General features: G+C 65.9%; 20 protein-coding genes and 1 pseudogene. 18 read left to right on the top strand and 3 right to left on the bottom strand.

Features of this window, described 5'->3' with window-relative positions; translation table 11 throughout:
• Positions 1-170 precede the first annotated feature (170 nt).
• The 3 genes and pseudogenes from ABIB58_RS15375 to ABIB58_RS15365 all read left to right on the top strand — a co-directional run bounded on the left by ABIB58_RS15375 (position 171) and on the right by ABIB58_RS15365 (position 1807).
• Positions 171-434, top strand: a complete 264-nt coding sequence (locus ABIB58_RS15375) for a hypothetical protein (protein WP_354042529.1) — start codon at positions 171-173, stop codon at positions 432-434.
• 231 nt (positions 435-665) lie between these two features.
• A pseudogene (locus ABIB58_RS15370) lies at positions 666-809 on the top strand (helix-turn-helix domain-containing protein); the annotation flags it as partial.
• Between the two features lie 29 nt (positions 810-838).
• Positions 839-1807, top strand: a complete 969-nt coding sequence (locus tag ABIB58_RS15365; protein ID WP_354042526.1) for a tyrosine-type recombinase/integrase — start codon at positions 839-841, stop codon at positions 1805-1807.
• On the opposite strand, the gene ABIB58_RS15360 is transcribed toward ABIB58_RS15365, so the two are convergent.
• Positions 1767-2090, bottom strand: coding sequence for a GIY-YIG nuclease family protein (locus ABIB58_RS15360; protein ID WP_354042537.1), 324 nt, complete (start codon positions 2088-2090; stop codon positions 1767-1769). The two genes, ABIB58_RS15365 and ABIB58_RS15360, sit on opposite strands and share 41 nt — an antisense overlap.
• Between ABIB58_RS15360 and ABIB58_RS15355 the strand changes: the two genes are divergently transcribed.
• The gene (locus ABIB58_RS15355; RefSeq protein WP_354042541.1) at positions 1974-2294 is read left to right on the top strand and encodes a hypothetical protein; all 321 of its coding nucleotides are present in this window, start codon (positions 1974-1976) and stop codon (positions 2292-2294) included. The genes ABIB58_RS15360 and ABIB58_RS15355 overlap by 117 nt on opposite strands.
• Positions 2295-2391: 97 nt before the next feature.
• Here the strand turns inward: ABIB58_RS15355 and ABIB58_RS15350 are convergent, their stop codons facing one another.
• Positions 2392-3330, bottom strand: a complete 939-nt coding sequence (locus ABIB58_RS15350; RefSeq protein WP_045811291.1) for an ROK family protein — start codon at positions 3328-3330, stop codon at positions 2392-2394.
• A 243-nt stretch (positions 3331-3573) separates the two neighbouring features.
• Between ABIB58_RS15350 and ABIB58_RS15345 the strand changes: the two genes are divergently transcribed.
• The 4 genes from ABIB58_RS15345 (at position 3574) to ABIB58_RS15330 (ending at position 6858) form a co-directional block, all read left to right on the top strand.
• A complete protein-coding gene (locus tag ABIB58_RS15345; RefSeq protein WP_165116349.1) occupies positions 3574-3714 on the top strand; it encodes a hypothetical protein in 141 nt (46 codons plus the stop codon).
• A gap of 66 nt (positions 3715-3780) precedes the next feature.
• Positions 3781-5151: a class II 3-deoxy-7-phosphoheptulonate synthase gene (locus ABIB58_RS15340; RefSeq protein WP_045811290.1), complete on the top strand. Its 1371-nt coding sequence runs from the start codon at positions 3781-3783 to the stop codon at positions 5149-5151.
• 90 nt (positions 5152-5241) lie between these two features.
• Positions 5242-5817, top strand: coding sequence for a prephenate dehydratase domain-containing protein (locus tag ABIB58_RS15335; RefSeq protein ID WP_045811289.1), 576 nt, complete (start codon positions 5242-5244; stop codon positions 5815-5817).
• 282 nt (positions 5818-6099) lie between these two features.
• Entirely contained in the window at positions 6100-6858 is a 759-nt protein-coding gene (locus ABIB58_RS15330) for a chorismate mutase (RefSeq protein ID WP_045811288.1), read from the top strand.
• A gap of 383 nt (positions 6859-7241) precedes the next feature.
• Here ABIB58_RS15330 and panC read toward each other — a convergent pair whose 3' ends face one another.
• A complete protein-coding gene (gene panC, locus ABIB58_RS15325) occupies positions 7242-8114 on the bottom strand; it encodes a pantoate--beta-alanine ligase (protein ID WP_354042514.1) in 873 nt (290 codons plus the stop codon).
• Between the two features lie 75 nt (positions 8115-8189).
• On the opposite strand from panC, the gene ABIB58_RS15320 reads away from it, so the two are divergent.
• The 10 genes from ABIB58_RS15320 (at position 8190) to gmk (ending at position 16660) form a co-directional block, all read left to right on the top strand.
• Positions 8190-8849: an SPOR domain-containing protein gene (locus ABIB58_RS15320; RefSeq protein WP_354042510.1), complete on the top strand. Its 660-nt coding sequence runs from the start codon at positions 8190-8192 to the stop codon at positions 8847-8849.
• Positions 8850-8978: 129 nt separating this feature from the next.
• Positions 8979-9815, top strand: coding sequence for a division plane positioning ATPase MipZ (locus tag ABIB58_RS15315; protein WP_045811285.1), 837 nt, complete (start codon positions 8979-8981; stop codon positions 9813-9815).
• A 7-nt stretch (positions 9816-9822) separates the two neighbouring features.
• The gene (locus ABIB58_RS15310) at positions 9823-10251 is read left to right on the top strand and encodes a J domain-containing protein (RefSeq protein ID WP_354042505.1); all 429 of its coding nucleotides are present in this window, start codon (positions 9823-9825) and stop codon (positions 10249-10251) included.
• Between the two features lie 130 nt (positions 10252-10381).
• Positions 10382-11323 (top strand): ACP S-malonyltransferase, encoded by a 942-nt coding sequence (gene fabD, locus ABIB58_RS15305; RefSeq protein ID WP_045811283.1) that lies wholly within the window; start codon positions 10382-10384, stop codon positions 11321-11323.
• An 88-nt stretch (positions 11324-11411) separates the two neighbouring features.
• Complete coding sequence (gene fabG, locus ABIB58_RS15300; RefSeq protein ID WP_354042500.1) at positions 11412-12152, top strand: 3-oxoacyl-[acyl-carrier-protein] reductase; 741 nt, start codon at positions 11412-11414, stop codon at positions 12150-12152.
• 171 nt (positions 12153-12323) lie between these two features.
• On the top strand, positions 12324-12563 hold the full coding sequence (locus ABIB58_RS15295) for an acyl carrier protein (RefSeq protein WP_008264317.1): 240 nt from the start codon (positions 12324-12326) through the stop codon (positions 12561-12563).
• A 151-nt stretch (positions 12564-12714) separates the two neighbouring features.
• Positions 12715-13986, top strand: a complete 1272-nt coding sequence (gene fabF / locus ABIB58_RS15290; RefSeq protein ID WP_045811281.1) for a beta-ketoacyl-ACP synthase II — start codon at positions 12715-12717, stop codon at positions 13984-13986.
• A gap of 1 nt (position 13987) precedes the next feature.
• On the top strand, positions 13988-15148 hold the full coding sequence (gene mltG / locus ABIB58_RS15285; RefSeq protein WP_045811280.1) for an endolytic transglycosylase MltG: 1161 nt from the start codon (positions 13988-13990) through the stop codon (positions 15146-15148).
• Positions 15145-16029 carry a YicC/YloC family endoribonuclease gene (locus ABIB58_RS15280; RefSeq protein ID WP_354042488.1) on the top strand — a complete coding sequence of 295 codons (885 nt, stop codon included), beginning with the start codon at positions 15145-15147 and terminating at the stop codon, positions 16027-16029. The genes mltG and ABIB58_RS15280 overlap by 4 nt, the downstream gene beginning before the upstream one ends.
• Positions 16019-16660, top strand: a complete 642-nt coding sequence (gmk, locus tag ABIB58_RS15275) for a guanylate kinase (RefSeq protein WP_354042485.1) — start codon at positions 16019-16021, stop codon at positions 16658-16660. The genes ABIB58_RS15280 and gmk overlap by 11 nt, the downstream gene beginning before the upstream one ends.
• Positions 16661-16714 lie beyond the last annotated feature (54 nt).

Genomic DNA, 16714 nt, shown 5'->3' with positions numbered 1-16714 from the left:
TTGCTCTTCCGTGAACCTTGATCGCTTCATTCTGTCCGTCCTTCGTTGGGCGGACTCTAGCTATTCCTGGAGGAGTTTCAGGGGGTCACGTCAGAGCGATGCGCGGTCCTAATCCAGTGCGCCGATGACGCTCTAGCCGCGCTTCCCGCCGCCCCGACAGGTGAACCGAAATGAGCGACTTTCACTCCCGCCTTTCATCCATGCTGGCAAAAGAAGCTGCTGACGCAGGGAAAGCCGCCGACAGACCAGAGCGCATGGGCGATATGATCGAAGCTCTAGCGCGCGGTCTAGGATTCACTGTGGCTATTGCGGCAAACGGCAATGCGGAGGGGATCGACACAATGATCGCAGCCGCTGAGCGATACGCTTTGGAAGAAGCCGCCGACAAGGCTGACTTCGCCAAGTTCATGGCTGTTGCACGAGGTCAGTCATGACCAGCACTGCCCGCGCCTTCCTCGCCCGCAATGGGGAAAGCCAATGACCCCCGGATCAGCCGAAGCCATCAAAGCGGGCTGCAAATGCCCTCGCATGGACAACGCCAACGGCCTCGGAATCCCCGGCCCTGACGGGGCTCTGTTCTACTACGCCAGTGACTGCCCTCTTCACCACCACGGCGATTTCCCAGGCGGAAAGACCCCGCTCGGCCGGAATGGGAAGGGGGAGGGATGAGCGCCGCAAACGACAACAGGGCATACACTCCCGAGACCCTGGCAGCGCACTGGGAGGTTTCTTCCGCCACGGTTCGCAACCTGGTCAACCGCGGCGAGCTGCGGGCCTTCCGCATCGGCCGTCAGATACGCATCCGGCCCGAGGCCGCTTCAGAATACGAGGATCGTCAGTGTCAGAGTGGAGGCTCAAGCTCTATCGAGGCAAATACGCCGCCGTCCGCAGCGTCGGAGGGCAGACCGAGCGCTTCTCACTCCGCACGGCCGATCTATCAGAGGCGAAACGGCGGCTAGCTGACCATTCCACTCAGCCGACCGGCGAGACCGTTGGCGAGATCGTGGAGCCCTACCTCGACGACAAGGACAAGACGGCGATCCGGGCGGTCGATTTGCGCGGATCTTGGAAGCAGGCCAAAGGGACCTTTGCGCACCTGAGGCCCGATCAGGTCACACGCGATGTGTGCCGAGCCTACCGCGACATGAGATACGCGGCCGGTCGTAAGCCGGCGACGGTGCGCAAGGAACTGGAGGTCGTCAGGGCTGGACTTAACTTCTTCAAGAAGGGCGCCGCTGCCGTATTTGAGCTGCCGCCGCAACCGCCCGCAAAGGATCGGTTTCTGGATAAGGCAGAGGCTCGTGCCTTGCTCAGAGCCGCGCGGCGCTTCTCCCATGTCCGAGCCTTCATCGCCCTGTCACTGGCGACAGGAGCGCGTCAAAGCGCCCTATTGGAGCTGACGTGGGATCGCGTGGATTTCCGGCGTCGCACGATCTCCCTGGCGCTGAACGATGCCCAGGATGAGCAGCGCAAGAAGCGCGCGACCGTGCCTATGACGGGTCGGGCCTATCGCTATCTCCGCGTCCTGCACGCCGGCCGAACCTGCAACCACGTAATTGAGTGGGGCGGCCATAGGGTGCTGTCGATCAAGAAAGGATTCGCTGCTGCGGCTAAGCGCGCGAACTTGGATGGGATCACGCCGCACATCCTGCGCCATACCGCCGCGTCGTGGATGGCCGAGGCCGACGTACCCATGTTCGACATAAGCCGATACCTCGGCCACTCCGACACCAGGGTCACAGAGAGGCGATACGCGAAGCTGTCACCTAGCCATTTGCGGCGAGCGGCGAAGGCTTTGGACTGGTGACCGCTCGCGCCCGCTTTTCACGACGAGCTGCGTTCATCTGCCGGCGCTCAAGCAGCGTCATGCGGGGCTTCGCTGGGACGGGATGAGCATGTGCTTTAATAAAGTCCAAGAGCGCGGCGTCCTCCCTGAACCATTCGCCCCGCTCTCTCAGATGCCGAAATTTCCCATGCAGCATCTGCTCAAGAATGGACTGTCGCCCGCAGGGTATGATGCCAAGCACGTCCAGATCGACCGGTATGATCTGACCGAAGTCAGCAAGGCGTCGATGGATGCAGTTGGCCACGCCAATCTTGATGAGACCGAGTTGCGGCGCCCGGATAAAATAGACGACGCGTCTCTCTGTAGCTCTATGGTGCATGCGCCACGATACCATAGCTTGAGAACGCCTCAAGAACATGGACACGATGTGCTCTCTAGTGCAATCGGTCCGGCTGAACCGGATGTTCCTATCTTGTTCATGGTTAGATTGCGGAGAATAATCCAGTGACAGCCAATGATATCGCCTTTTGCGGGGTCGCCAACCTCGTTCACACCGAGGGGGTCACAGGTTCAATCCCTGTCGCGTCCACCATCTCCACTTCGATCTAATCCCGGCCTTGCGTGCGCCAGTCCTTGGGCCACGCGCCCGTGATGGAACGGTAGGCGAGGGCCAATGCGCCGATCAGGCCGGCGGACACGCCCGCGCTCGGCGCCGCGATGTAGGTCTGCATGTCCAGACCTTTCAGGCTGGCGTCATAGCCGCCGAGCTGTCTCACCAACGCCTGTCTGACCAGATCGTACATGTGCGGCTGCATCACGCCGCCGCCGATGATGATTCGCTCGGGCCGCAGCGTGTAGGTCAGGTTGGCGCACAGACCGGCGATATACTCCGCTGCCATCGGCCAGGCCGGATGATCGTGGGAAAACGTTTCGGCGGCCGCGCTCCAGCGCGCCTTCAGCGCCGGCCCGCTCGCCAGGCCTTCCAGGCAGTCGCCGTGGAAGGGACAAACGCCCGAGAACGTCTCGTCGCCCTTGGCGCGGGGCAGCCGGATATGACCGGCTTCGGGATGGTTCGCCCCGCCATGCGGTGCGCCGTCGATCATCACCCCGATACCCACGCCCGTGCCGACCGTGACGTAGCAGAAGCTCTCCAGTCCTTGCCCGCTGCCGAACAGGCGTTCGCCCACGGCCGCGCCGTTCACATCGGTGTCCAGCGTCATGGGAACATCGAGGCGCCGGCGCAGACGGGCCAACAGGTTGATGTCGCTCCAGCCGGGCTTGGGCGTGCTGGTGATGGCGCCGAAATCCGGCGCGTCGGGCTTCAACGACAGAGGGCCGAAACTGACGATCGCCAAAGCCGAAAGCCGGTCGTGTTTCGACTGTGCGTCGACGAAGAAGGCCGCGACCGCATCCAGCGTCTCGTCGGGCGACGTCGTCGGGATGCGGATCTGGTCGATGATCACGCCGTCGGCGGCGGCGACGCCGCAGATGAACTTGGTGCCGCCGGCTTCGACACCGCCGAGGAGGATGGATTGGGTCGACATGGGCGCCTGCCTTTCGGGTGCGACGAAGGTTCGCGGGACTGAACATCGAACAGGGCCAAGCGTTCAGAGCCCATGACCCTTCTAGCCCGTCTGTTCATCGCCTTCGACGCCGCCGCCAAGATTTTGACGCGCAAGGAAAGACTGCTGTGAGCCGATTTTGCAGAGTGCTGGATTTGGCGATTGCGTCCGGCTCCCTGCATCGCCACCTTCACCGCCAGGACACGAGATAAGACGAGGACGCCGATGGCTCGCAAACCCAACTACAGCTTCGAGCGTCAGGAACGCGAGCGCGCCGCGGCGCTGAAGGCGGCCGAGAAGGCGGCGGCCAAGGCTGAACGCAAGGCCGAAGCTGCGGCGGAAAAGTCGCCTTCTTCGGAAGACTGACATTTCGCGGCAAAATCCGCCTGTCTTTTCGTTGTTTGAATAGGCGTGAAGTCCTATTCTTGCGCGATGACACGCTGGACCCCCGAAAGCTGGAGAACAAAGACCGCCCTGCACATGCCGGCGGACTATCCGGATCCTGCCGCCCTCGCGCGGGTGGAAGACGAGTTGCGCGCCTTGCCGCCGCTGGTCTTCGCCGGCGAAGCGCGGCGCCTGACGTCGAAGCTGGCGCAGGTCGAGCGGGGCGACGCCTTCCTGCTCCAGGGCGGCGACTGCGCCGAAAGCTTCAAGGAGTTCTCGACCGACAATATCCGCGACACCTTCCGCCTGATCCTTCAAATGGCGGTCGTCCTGACCTTCGCCGGACGCAAGCCGGTGGTGAAGGTGGGACGGATCGCGGGCCAGTTCGCCAAGCCTCGCTCGTCGCCGCTGGAAGAGATCGACGGCGTCGAACTGCCCAGCTATCGCGGCGACATCATCAACGGCATGGGCTTCACGCCGGAAGAGCGCGCGCCTGATCCGCAGCGTCTGATCCGCGCCTACAACCAGTCGGCCTCGACGCTGAACCTGCTGCGCGCCTTTGCCGGCGGCGGCTATGCGGATCTGTACAACATCCATCGCTGGACCCTGGGCTTCGCGGGCGACAACGCCGCCGGCGCCCAGTACCGCGAGCTGGCCGACAAGATCACCGAGGCCCTAGCCTTCATGGAGGCGGTCGGCGTTACGCCCGAGACCCATCCGGACCTCAGCCGGGTCGAGGTCTTCACCAGCCACGAGGCCCTGCTGCTGAACGTCGAAAGCGCCCTGACGCGTCTGGACGGCGGTTCCGGCGAATGGTTCGACACCTCAGCCCATATGCTGTGGATCGGCGAGCGCACCCGTCAGCTGGACGGCGCCCACGTCGAGTTCATGAAGGGGATCAAGAATCCCATCGGCGTAAAGTGCGGGCCGACCATGACGGCCGACGATCTGCTGCCCCTGATCGACGCCCTGAACCCGGACAATGTCTCGGGTCGTCTGACGCTGATCGGACGCTTCGGTCACGACAAGGTCGGCGAGCGCCTGCCCAGGCTGATGCGCGAAGTGAAGGCCTCGGGCCGCAAGGTCATCTGGTCCATCGACCCGATGCACGGCAATACGCTGAAGGCCGGCAACGGCTACAAGACCCGGCCGTTCGACCGCATCCTTGGCGAAGTTCGGACCTTCATCGACGTGGCCGAGGCGGAAGGCGTCCACCCCGGCGGCGTCCATCTGGAAATGACCGGCCAGAACGTCACCGAATGCATCGGCGGCGCCCAGGCGGTTACAGAGGACGATCTGTCCAATCGCTACCACACCCACTGCGATCCGCGCCTAAACGCCGACCAGGCGCTGGAGCTGGCCTTCCTGGTCGCGGAGCGGCTGAAGGCCGGACGGGTGGCGCAGTCGGCGGCGGCCTAGCCGTCGTCAGCGCCCCAAATGCGGGCCGATCCGGTCATGGTGACGCCACCGAGGCAGCGCCAGATCGATCTGAGACCGAGGGAGTGATCGATGCAAGTAACGGCTCCAACTGAGGAAAAGCCCGGCCGGGTCGCCTATCAGGGCGCGCCCGGATCGTTCAGCCATGAGGCTTGTCTGGCCCTGCGTCCGTGGGACGAGGCTGTGGCGTTCGAAACCTTCGACCAGGCCCTGGATGCGCTGCGCGCCGGCGACTGCGGTTGCGCCCTGATCCCGGTCGAGAACTCCACCATCGGCGTGGTCGAGCCGGCGGCGACGCTGGTCGGTGCGCTTGGCGTGGAGCCGGTCGCTCAGGTCTGGCGGCCGATCCGTCATGCGCTGATGGCGATCGACGGCGCGCGTCTGTCCGATATCCGAACCGTCGAGAGCCATCCCATCGCCCTGGCCCAGTGCAAGGACACGCTGGCCGGTTTGAATGTCGAGGTGGTCGAGCATTTCGATACCGCAGGCGCGGCGCGCGATGTCGCCGAAGCGGGCGACCCGACACGGGCGGCCATCGCCCCAGTCGGCGCCGCCGAGGTGTACGGCCTGTCGATCCTGCGCAACGACTTGCAGGATTCCGGCGATAATCAGACGCGTTTTGTCCTGTTGAGCTTTCCAGAGGGTTGACGGCGCACGGTCTTTGCGTCCTTAAGACATCCACGGATCGCAACACGATCCGCATAAACCGGAACCGGACCATGTCCCGCCTGCGCGCTCTCTCTGTTTCTTTCGACCGTTCGCGCGCGGTTTCCGGCCTCTATTTCGGCTACGGCTTTTACGGCTTTCGATACGCCGGCTGAGGCGTCGGGCGCACTCCGTCCCTGACTGCTTCACCGGCGACCGCTCTGGATCAGAGCGGCTGTTCGCTCCTGCACATATCGAATCCCAGAATGCCGAAAGCCCTTTTCCATGCCCCATTCCAATCTTCAGCAAGTCTGGCCTGACGTGGCCGACCTGACCCCCGAACAGCAGGCGCTGGCCGCCCTTCGCGCCGAGATCGACGGCATCGACGACCAGATCCTGGCGCTCTTCGAGCAGCGCCTGGCCATCGCCGCCACCGTCGGCCGAGCCAAGGACGCGCCCACCGGCCCGCACACCAAGCTGCGTCCCGATCGCGAGCAGACCGTCCTCTCGCGCATGCTGAAGCAGGCCAAGCCTGAGAACGCCGAGGCGGTCGAACATCTGTGGCGCGAGATTGTCGGCTGGGGCTTGGCGCGCCAGGGCCGGCTTCAGGTCCAGGTCTGGGCTCCCATCGAACCGACCCGCGCCTATGACGGCGCGCGCCTTCGTTTCGGGGCCGCCGCCGACATCAAGATGGTGCGCGATCCGCAAAAGGCCCTGGCCTTCGCCGCCGAATGCCACGGGATCGCCGTGCTGGCGATCAATACAGAAGACGCCTGGTGGATGGGCCTGCGTCGCGAATGGTCGATGCTGAGCGTGTTCGACGGTTACGGCGGCGAGACGCCGACGTCCCTGGCGGTGGGCAAGATCGATCCGCCGGCTCTGCCCAAGGGCCGACGCGTGGTGGTCACCGCCGGTGGGGACGCGGGCGATGGCGGCGGCGCAAGGCGCTGGGGCCTGAACACGCATCACGGCTGGACCATCGCCCTGACCGACGCCGATCTGGCGCCTGGCGACGCAGAGGGTTGTGTGGGCGCGATCGGTTAGCTCCGTCCGCGTTTGAGGCAAAACCCGAGGTCTTGACTGGCGGCTGCTATGCAATCGCCGCCAGCCATGCATTTCGTCTGAGCGAAATCGCATCTTTTCAACGGCTTGACGGACGGTATCGGCTTTTTCCTGAGCCCGACGTCAAACGCGGTTATGATGCCGGCTCGGTCTTAGACAGCGCCATCCCTCGACGACACTCCGGCTCGTTCGACTGTAGTCCAGCTTTCAGGCCCGAACTGCACTTCGTTGCACTGTGCAATTCGGGCTCTGTTGTTTTCCTCAACGAAAACAACGATGCGCCGCGTCAGATTGCACGCCATTGCACCACTTGTCACACGTGCAATTCGCCGGCCTATGTCCAGAAACGGATGCGGCCCTTCTTTTCAGACCGCCATATTGTCGATCAGTCGCGTCTTGCCCAGCCAGGCGGCGGCCAGGATGCGGGCGGGGGCGTCGACGATGTCGTTGCGGAACGGCGTCAGGTCCTCGGCGTGGCGAATGGCGACGTAATCGACCCGATCAAACCCGGCTTTCAGCAGGGCGGCATAGGCTTCACGCTCGACACCGGGCAGGGGGCGGCCGCTCGAGGCATGGACGCCGGCCTCCGCCAGAATGCCGTTCAACCGGCGGGCGGTCTCAAGCTCAGCCTCCGACAGATAGGCGTTGCGTGACGACAGGGCCAGGCCCCAACCGTCCCGCTCCGTCGGCGCCCCGACGATCTCGACCGGCAGGTCCAGATCGCGCACGAACCGCCGTACGACCATCAGCTGCTGATAGTCCTTCTCGCCAAAGACCGCGACATCAGGCTGCACCTGGTTGAACAGCTTGGTGACGACCAGGGCGACTCCGCCGAACATCTGCGGCCGGAAGTCGCCTTCCAGACCCAGCGCCGGCCCGGCGACGGCGACGGTTGTCGCAAGGCCTTCCGGGTACATGGCGTCGGCTGAGGGCGCGAACATCAGATGGCAGCCGGCGCCGGACAGCAGACGGGCGTCTTCTTCCAGCTGGCGAGGGTATTTGCCCAGATCCTCGTGCGCCGCGAACTGGGTCGGATTGACGAAGTTGGAGGCGACGACGCGGTCGGCGCGGCGCGCGGCCTCGCGAACCAGGGTCAGGTGGCCTTCATGCAGGGCCCCCATGGTCGGAACCATGCCGACGCTCAGGCCTTGACGTTTCCAGTCCCGGACGACCGCGCGCAGATCGGCGACGGTGCGGACGACGTCCAAAGGGGTAAACGGGGGTGCGGCGTCTATCATGATGAAGCGATTAACCTTTCCGCTTAAGCCTGTTGATGCACCAGACCGCAAATTCTGGGCTCTAGGGTCGTGCTTATGACGCCCGCAGCAGCGACCCGTCCAGCTTTGATCGCCCTGGCCTTCGCCAGCAGCCTCGCCGTCGCCGGCTGCGGCGCAGTGGACAGCGATCCCCATCGATTCAGCACGATGGCCGAGAACGTCGCGGCGATCGACATTCCGCTCTCGGCGCGCGATCGCGAGACCCGGGATGCCGTTGCTGAAAAGGCCGGACTGCGGCCCGTGCGCTTCACGCCGGTCAAGGTGGCGGTCATGGATCCGCACGCCATGTGGGACGCCCGAGACGTCCAGGCAGGCCTTCGCCCCGTCGGTGAAGATGCAGGCCTGCGGGACGCGGTTGTCCGGGCTGCCTCGCCCGCGGTTGTCAAAGCCGTGGCGGATGAGGCGATCTCGCGGGTGCAGGCCCCCGTCTTGCGTCCCGCCAGTCTCACGGCGGCGCCGGAAACCGGGCGAACGATCCAACTGGGCGCCTATTCCAGTGCTGCCGGCGCGCGTCAGGCCTGGGATCGGATGAAGGCCACGTCAGACCTGTCGGGATTATCGCCGATCTATCAGGAGGTCGAGGTGGGCGGCCGTCGGCTGACGCGGCTGAAGGTCGGGCCGGTCTCCACCGAAACCGCCGCTGCGGTCTGCCGCTCCGCCGCTGTCGGCGACGCCTGGTGCGCGCGTAACAGCTGACCGACCCCGGTTCGCCGTCCACAGGTCTGCATTAAGGTTCCGTTGACGTTTGGCGCTTTGAGGCCGAGTCTCTGTGGACCTAGGACCGCGCAGCCTGAGTCGCGCGGTCGGCACAGAGGATTCCCTCGAATGACGCAGCCGCATGTGATCGTCCTCGGCAACGAAAAGGGCGGGGCGGGCAAGTCCACCCTGGCCATCCACATCGTGACCGGCCTGCTGCACGCGGGGCGCTCGGTGGCGATCATCGATCTGGACCTGCGCCAGCGCTCGATGCAGCGCTTCTTCCAGAACCGCGCCGCCTGGCTGGCCGCGAACGGTCACGAGCTTCCCCAACCCTTCGTGCCCGATATGGGCGACGGCAAGGCCCTGGCCAAGGCGGACGTGGCCGAACAGATCGCCACCTTCGAGCGCGCCTTCGATGAGGCGGCGGCGCGGGGCGTCGATTGCATCCTGATCGACACGCCCGGGGGGGACACGGCCGTTTCGAGCGCCGCCCACGCCCGCGCCGATCAGATCGTGACGCCGATGAACGACAGCTTCGTCGATTTCGACCTGCTGGGCGACGTCGATCCGGTCACCCTGGAGCTACTGAAGCCCTCCATCTATTCCGAGAGCGTCTGGGAGGCGCGCAAGCAGCGCGCCATCGCCCAGGGGCGTCACGCGACGATCGACTGGCTGGTGGTCACCAATCGCCTCGCCGTCGCGGAGGCGCGCAACCGCAAACGTCTGGAAGAACGGATGACCAAGCTGGCCAAACGCGTCGGCTTCCGCGTCGGCCCGGGCCTGCGCGACCGGGTCATCTATCGCGAGCTGTTCCCGTTCGGCCTGACGGTGGCGGACCTGTCGAACGACATCCGGCCGGTCGCGGTGTCACTGGCCCACGTCGCTGCGCGCCAGGAGATGCGCAATCTGATGATGGCCATGGGTCTGGAGCAGGTCCTCAGCCCTTTGGACGTGGCGGCCTGATCGCCTGATGGGTTTGATCTGGCTGGCCCTGGCGGCGATCGCCGTCTGGGCGCTGGTGCGGCTGGGCCGACAGACCGAGCGACGTGGGCGCGCTCCCTGGCGCGTGACGGCGACCCTGCTGGGTGCGGTTCTGTTGGCCGGCGGTGCGCTGGCGGCGTTTCGGGGATCATGGCTGACGGCGGCGGCTCTGGCCGGGTCAGGGCTCTATCTGGCCTGGTCGTCCCGGCAGCGACCGATCATCCGATCCGAACCCATCAGCGAAGCGGACGCCCGCGCCGTGCTGGGTGTCGGGCCAGCCGCGACCCAGGCCGAAATCCGCGCAGCCTGGAAACGCGCCATGGCCCGCGCCCACCCCGATCAGGGCGGCACGGAGGGGCTGGCGACGCGCGTCAACGCCGCGCGCGATCGACTGCTGGGGAAATCCGGGCGCCGCTAGGCGCTCTCATCGCAGCATGCCTGCGGTCGTGGAGTTGGTCCGACGCACAGCACCCACCACCTCCGCTTGCCCTCGGGTAAGTCTGGGCTTACGGGTCGGCGCTCTTGATCAATGATTCAGGGAGCGGTCGATGACCCTCGCACTTCTGTTTCCGGGACAGGGCAGCCAGGCCGTCGGCATGGGCGCGCAACTGGCCGACGCCTTCCAATCCGCCCGCGACGTCTTCGCCGAGGTGGACGAGGCGCTGGGCCAGAAACTGTCGGTGCTGATGCGCGATGGCCCCGAGGACCAGCTGACCCTGACCGAGAACGCCCAGCCCGCGCTCATGGCGGTTTCCGTGGCGGCGATCCGGGCGTTGAAGGCCGAGTTCGGCTTTGATGTGGCGAGCGCGGCCTATGTGGCCGGTCACTCGCTGGGCGAATATTCGGCGCTGGCGGCGGCGGGCGCGATCTCGCTGTCGGATACGGCGCGGCTGCTGAAGCTGCGCGGCCAAGCCATGCAGCGCGCCGTGCCGGTGGGGCAGGGGGCGATGGCCTCGCTGATCGGACCCAAGACGGATCTCGCGCTGGCGGAAGCGGCTGCAGCGGCCGGTTCGGAAGTCGGCGTCTGCGTGGTCGCCAATGACAACAACAACGGCAACATCGTCATCTCGGGCGAGAAGGCCGCTGTGGACCGGGCCATCGAGAAGGCCAAGGAACTGGGCGCGCGAGCGATTCCGCTGAACGTCTCGGCGCCCTTCCACTGTCCGCTGATGCAGCCGGCCGCCGACGAGATGGCCGCCGCCCTGGCCGAGGCGAAGATCGTCGCGCCGGTCGTGCCGGTGGTGGCGAACGTCCTAGCGCGGCCGGAGAGCGATCCAGAGGTCATCCGCCGCCTGCTGGTCGAGCAACTCACCGGCCGGGTGCGCTGGCGTGAGAGCATGGAGTGGATGTCGACCGAAGGCGGCGTGACCCGCTTCGTCGAGATCGGCTCAGGCAAGGTGCTGACCGGCATGGCCAAGCGGATCGCGCCGGACGCCGAGGCCCTGCCGCTAAATACGCCGGAAGAGCTCGAAGCCTTCGCCAGGGGGTGACGCGGGGCGCGTGGCGACGGCTTCGTCACGCGACTTTGCTTTTCCTCGTCACTCGACACTCATCACTCGCCACTTCGGAGAGACACAAATGTTCAATCTTGCAGGCAAGACCGCGCTGGTGACCGGCGCGACGGGCGGGATCGGCGGGGCGGTGGCGCGGGCGCTGCATGCTCAGGGCGCGACCGTGGTGTTGTCAGGCACGCGCGAGGCGGTGCTGGCGGATCTGGCCAAGGAACTGGGAGAGCGGGCGCATTTCGCCACGGCGAACCTGTCGGATCCCGAGTCGGTCGACAATCTGGTCGCTGCCGCCGAGACGGTGGCGGGCGCGCCGTTGGACATCCTGGTCGCCAACGCCGGTATCACCAAGGACGGCCTGCTGATGCGGATGAAGGACGAGAACTTTCAGTCCGTCCTGACCGTCAATCTGGAAAGCTATTTCCGCCTGACCCGCGCGGCGGTGAAAGGCATGATGAAGCGCCGTTCGGGCCGAATCATCGGCGTCACCTCGGTCGTCGGCGTGACCGGCAATCCGGGCCAGACCAACTATTCGGCGTCCAAGGCCGGGATGATCGGCTTTTCCAAGTCGCTGGCCCAGGAGGTCGGCTCGCGCGGCATCACCGTCAACTGCATCGCGCCGGGCTTCATCGCCTCGCCCATGACCGACGTGCTGAACGATCAGCAGCGCGAGACCATTCTGACGAAGATTCCGGCGGGCCGGCTGGGCACGGGCGACGAGATCGCCGCCGCCGCCGTCTATCTGTCGTCCGACGAAGCCGCCTATGTGACGGGCCAGACCCTGCACGTGAACGGCGGCATGGCGATGATCTGATCGTCATCACGTCACGCAACAGACTATTTCCTGCCCGAAAGGCTGTGCTAAAGGGCAGGGATGCATTGTCGATCACAGCCTTCGGGCTTGCGTCGCCAACGCTGCCGTGAGACGGCGATTTCTGAGCTACCCCCGCCTCTACGGCGATTTCAAACAGGCAGAGAGACACTCATGTCCGACACCCTCGAGCGCGTTCGCAAGATCGTCATCGACCATCTGGACGCCGATCCGGACAAGGTCACCGAAAAGGCCAGCTTCATCGACGACCTAGGCGCCGACTCGCTCGACAACGTCGAGCTGGTGATGGCCTTCGAAGAAGAATTCGACATCGAGATCCCGGATGACGCCGCCGAGCACATCCAGACGGTCGGCGATGCGGTCAAGTTCATCGACGAAAAGTCGGCCGGCTGATCTCAGTCGCCGATATCGGCCGAACAGGCTGACGGTTCACAGGGCCGCCCGGCGCTCCTAGCGGAGACGCCCGGCGGCCTTTACTGTTTCTGACCCGCGCGAATCCGCGATGATTCCGAAGGGTCGGGCTGGAGATAAGGGAGCACGCACCATGCGCCGCGTCGTCGTTACGGGCATCGGTCTGCTGACCCCCCTGGGTTGGGGCGTCGAGAAGAGCTGGAAAGGCATTGTCGAGGGACGGTCGGGCATCGGTCCGATCACGGCCTTCGACACCGAGGGCTATGGCTGCACCATCGCCGGCGAAGTGCCGAGCGTGGATGGACGCGGCGGCGGCGGCGAGGGCGACTTCGACCCCGACAAGATCATGTCCGCCAAGGACAGGAAGCGTGTCGACGACTTCATCCTGTACGCCATCGCGGCGGCGGACGAGGCTCTTGCGGATGCGAACTGGAAGCCCGAAACGGACGAGGACAAGGAGCGCACCGGCGTGATGGTCGGCTCCGGCATCGGCGGCCTGGGCCCCATCGCTGACACGGCTATCGTGCTGAAGGAACAGGGCGTGCGTCGCGTCAGCCCCTTCTTCATCCCCAGCGCCCTGATCAATCTGGCCGGCGGGCAGATTTCGATCCGCCATGGCCTGAAGGGGCCGAACCATGCGGCGGTGACCGCCTGCGCCACCGGCGCCCACGCCATCGGCGATGCGGCGCGGATGATCGCGCTGGATGACGCGGACGTTATGGTGGCGGGCGGGGCCGAAAGCTCGATCGTGCCGATCGGTATCGCGGGCTTCCTGGCCTGCAAGGCCCTGTGCACCGCCTATAACGACACGCCTGAAAAGGCGTCGCGGCCCTATGACCGGGGCCATGCGGGCTTCGTCATGGGCGAGGGCGCCGGCATCCTGGTGCTGGAAGAATACGAGCACGCCAAGGCGCGCGGGGCCAAGATGTATGCCGAGGTCGTGGGCTACGGCATGAGCGGCGACGCCTATCACATCACCGCCCCGTCAGAGGACGGCGAGGGCGGGGTGCGGGCTATGAAGGCGGCGCTGAAGCGGGCCGGTCTGCAGCCGTCGGACCTGGACTATGTCAACGCCCACGGCACCTCGACCATGGCCGACTGGATCGAGTTGAAGGGGATCGAGGGGCTGGTCGGAGATCATGCGCAGAACCTGACGGTCAGCTCGACCAAGTCGATGACGGGCCACCTGCTGGGCGCCGCAGGCGCCATCGAGGCGGCCTTCTGCGTGCTGGCGATCCGCGATCAGATCGCGCCGCCGACGATCAATCTGGACGACCCCGAGATGGAAACGCCCATCGACCTGGTCCCCAACACCGCCAAGCCGATGAAGATCGATGTGGCCATGTCCAACAGCTTCGGCTTCGGGGGCACCAACGCCTCGGTGATCTTCAAGAAGGTCGACTGAGATGTTCGGGCGCGGGCGGGTCGAGAAATCCAGCGGGCGGTCGGGCTTTACGGTCTCGTTGCTGACCGCGTCTGCGACCTTCGGCCTGTTCTTGCTGGTGGCGCTGATCGCCGTCTGGGCGGTCTATTATGCGCCGGGACCGTCCGCGCGGCAGGGTCGGACGACGGTCGTCACCCTGCCCACCGGATCGGGCGTCTCGGCCATCGCCGCGCGGATGAAGGCGGCGGGGGTGATCCGTTCGACGGACCTGTTCCGTGCGGCGGCGACCTTGACGGGCGCGGATCGGCGGCTGAGGGCCGGCGAATATGAGGTGCCGTCCGGCACGTCGCTGGCCGGGGTGCTAAACCTGCTGGTCGAGGGGCGGGTGGTGCGCCATTTCGTGACCCTGCCTGAGGGCTGGTCGTCATTGCAGGCGGTGGACATCCTGAACAAGGAGGCCGTTCTAACCGGGACGGTCGCCGAAACGCCTGAGGAAGGCAGCCTGTGGCCTGATACCTATGAGGTTTCGCGCGGGGACACCCGCCAGTCGGTGATAGACCGGATGCAGCGCGCGGCGACCGAGAACCTACGTCTGCTGTGGAGCCAGAGGTCGCCCGCGACCGTGGCGCGCACGCCGGAAGAGGCGGTGATCCTGGCCTCTATCGTGGAGAAGGAGACCGCGCTGGCGGCGGAACGGCCCCGAGTCGCTGCGGTGTTCTCGAACCGTCTGCGGGCGGGGATGCGGTTGGAGAGTGATCCGACCATCGTCTACGGCGTGACCAAGGGTCGGCCGTTGGGACGGGGCATCCGGCGCTCGGAGCTGCTGGCCCCGACGCCGTGGAACACCTACCAGATCAACGGGCTCCCGCCGACGCCCATCGCCAATCCGGGCAAGGAGGCCGTCAAGGCGGTGTTGAACCCGCCGGCCGATCCGGCCCTGTTCTTCGTGGCCGATGGGTCCGGCGGACACGCCTTCGCCCTGACCTATGACGAGCATCTGCAAAACGTCGCGCGGTGGCGTCAGATCGAGCGCCAGAAGGCGGGCCTGCCGCCGGAAGCGACGCCGCCCGCCACGCCGGGAACCAGTGCGGCGCCGATGACGAGCGAGCCGGCCGCCACGTCGGTCGAGAACGGTCAGGCGACGATCACCCTTCCGGCCGGCGCGACGCAGGGGCCCCAATGAGCACCCTATCTGGCATGACCGGCTTTGGCCGGGCAGATGGGGCCGGCGAAGGCTGGGCCTGGTCGGTCGAGGCGCGTTCGGTCAACGGGCGCAATCTGGAGATCCGATTTCGCGGGCCGAACGGTTTCGACGGGCTGGAGCGCGCGGCCAAGGCCGCCGGCCAGGCGCGGTTCGCGCGGGGCCAGGTCACCATCGGCGTTCAGGCCAAGCGAGCCGAAGCCGGCGAGGCGGCGGTCACGATCAACGCCGCCGTGTTGGCGCGCTATCTGACGCTCGCGAACGAACTGGCCGAGGACGGCGCAACGCCGCCGTCCGCCGACGGCCTGCTGGCCCTGCGCGGCGTGATCGAGGCCCCCGAAGAGACGGACGATCCCGAGGCGCGGGCGGCGGTCGAGGGGGCCATGACCCGCACCGTCGAAGAGGCGATGGATGCGCTGAAGGCGTCACGTCTGAACGAGGGCGCGCAACTGACGCCGGTGCTGGACGAATTCATCGCTCGGATCGAGGCGCTGGTCGCCCAGGCGGAAGGTGAGGCGGCTGCGCAGGTCGAGGCTATTCGCGATCGCTTCACCCGCCGAATCTCCGAACTGGCGCCCGATGCGCCGGGGCTTGAGGAACGAATCTTCCTGGAAGCGGCCGCTCTGGCGACAAAGGCCGACGTGCGCGAGGAGTTGGATCGGCTGACCGCCCATGTCGCTTCGGCGCGTCAGCTTGTGGCCTCGGTGCCCGCCGGGCGGAAACTCGACTTTCTGATGCAAGAATTTATGCGTGAGGCCAACACGCTGTGCTCGAAATCCGCTACGACCGCGCTCACCGGAATCGGCCTGGAGCTCAAGGCCGTCATCGAACAGTTGCGTGAGCAGGTCCAGAATGTCGAATGAACGCAGTCCCCGCCGGGGCGTCCTCCTGATCGTCGCCAGTCCCTCGGGCGCCGGCAAGACCTCGCTGTGCCGGCGGTTGATGGCCGATCATGGCGGGCTGGAGCTGTCCGTCTCCATGACCACGCGCGGCATCCGGCCGGGCGAGGTGGATGGGCGCGACTACAACTTCGTCGGCCATGACGAGTTTCAGCGCCTGATCGACGATGACGCCTTCCTGGAATGGGCGGACGTTCACGGCAATCGCTATGGCAGCCCGCGCGGGCCGGTGGACAAGGCGCTGGCCGAGGGACGCGACGTGCTGTTCGACATCGACTGGCAGGGCGCGCGCGATGTCGCCGAGAAATGCCCGGAGGACGCCGTGCGCGTCTTCATCCTGCCGCCTAGCCTGGAAGAGCTGCGTCGTCGTCTCGTTACTCGCTCACAGGACGCCGACGACGTGATCGAGCGCCGCGTAGCCAACGCCAAGGGCGAGATCGAACACTGCGACGCCTTCGACTATGTGCTGGTGAACGAGGACTTCGACCGGTCCTATGCCGAACTGGCCCACATCTATCACGCCGAGCGTTCGCGCCGGTTCAGGAACCTGTGGGTCGGCGACTACAAGGCCGCCCTGCTGAACGAAGCCGTCTGAAAAAAAACAGCGCCACAGGCCGTGGGGACCTGCGGCGCTGTGGGGTACTCAACG

It is taken from the genome of Brevundimonas sp. UYEF29 (assembly GCF_040546195.1).
Taxonomy (GTDB): Bacteria; Pseudomonadota; Alphaproteobacteria; order Caulobacterales; family Caulobacteraceae; genus Brevundimonas; species Brevundimonas huaxiensis.
The sequence above is the reverse complement of the archived record's forward strand: the minus strand, read 5'-3'. Positions and strand labels throughout refer to the sequence as shown.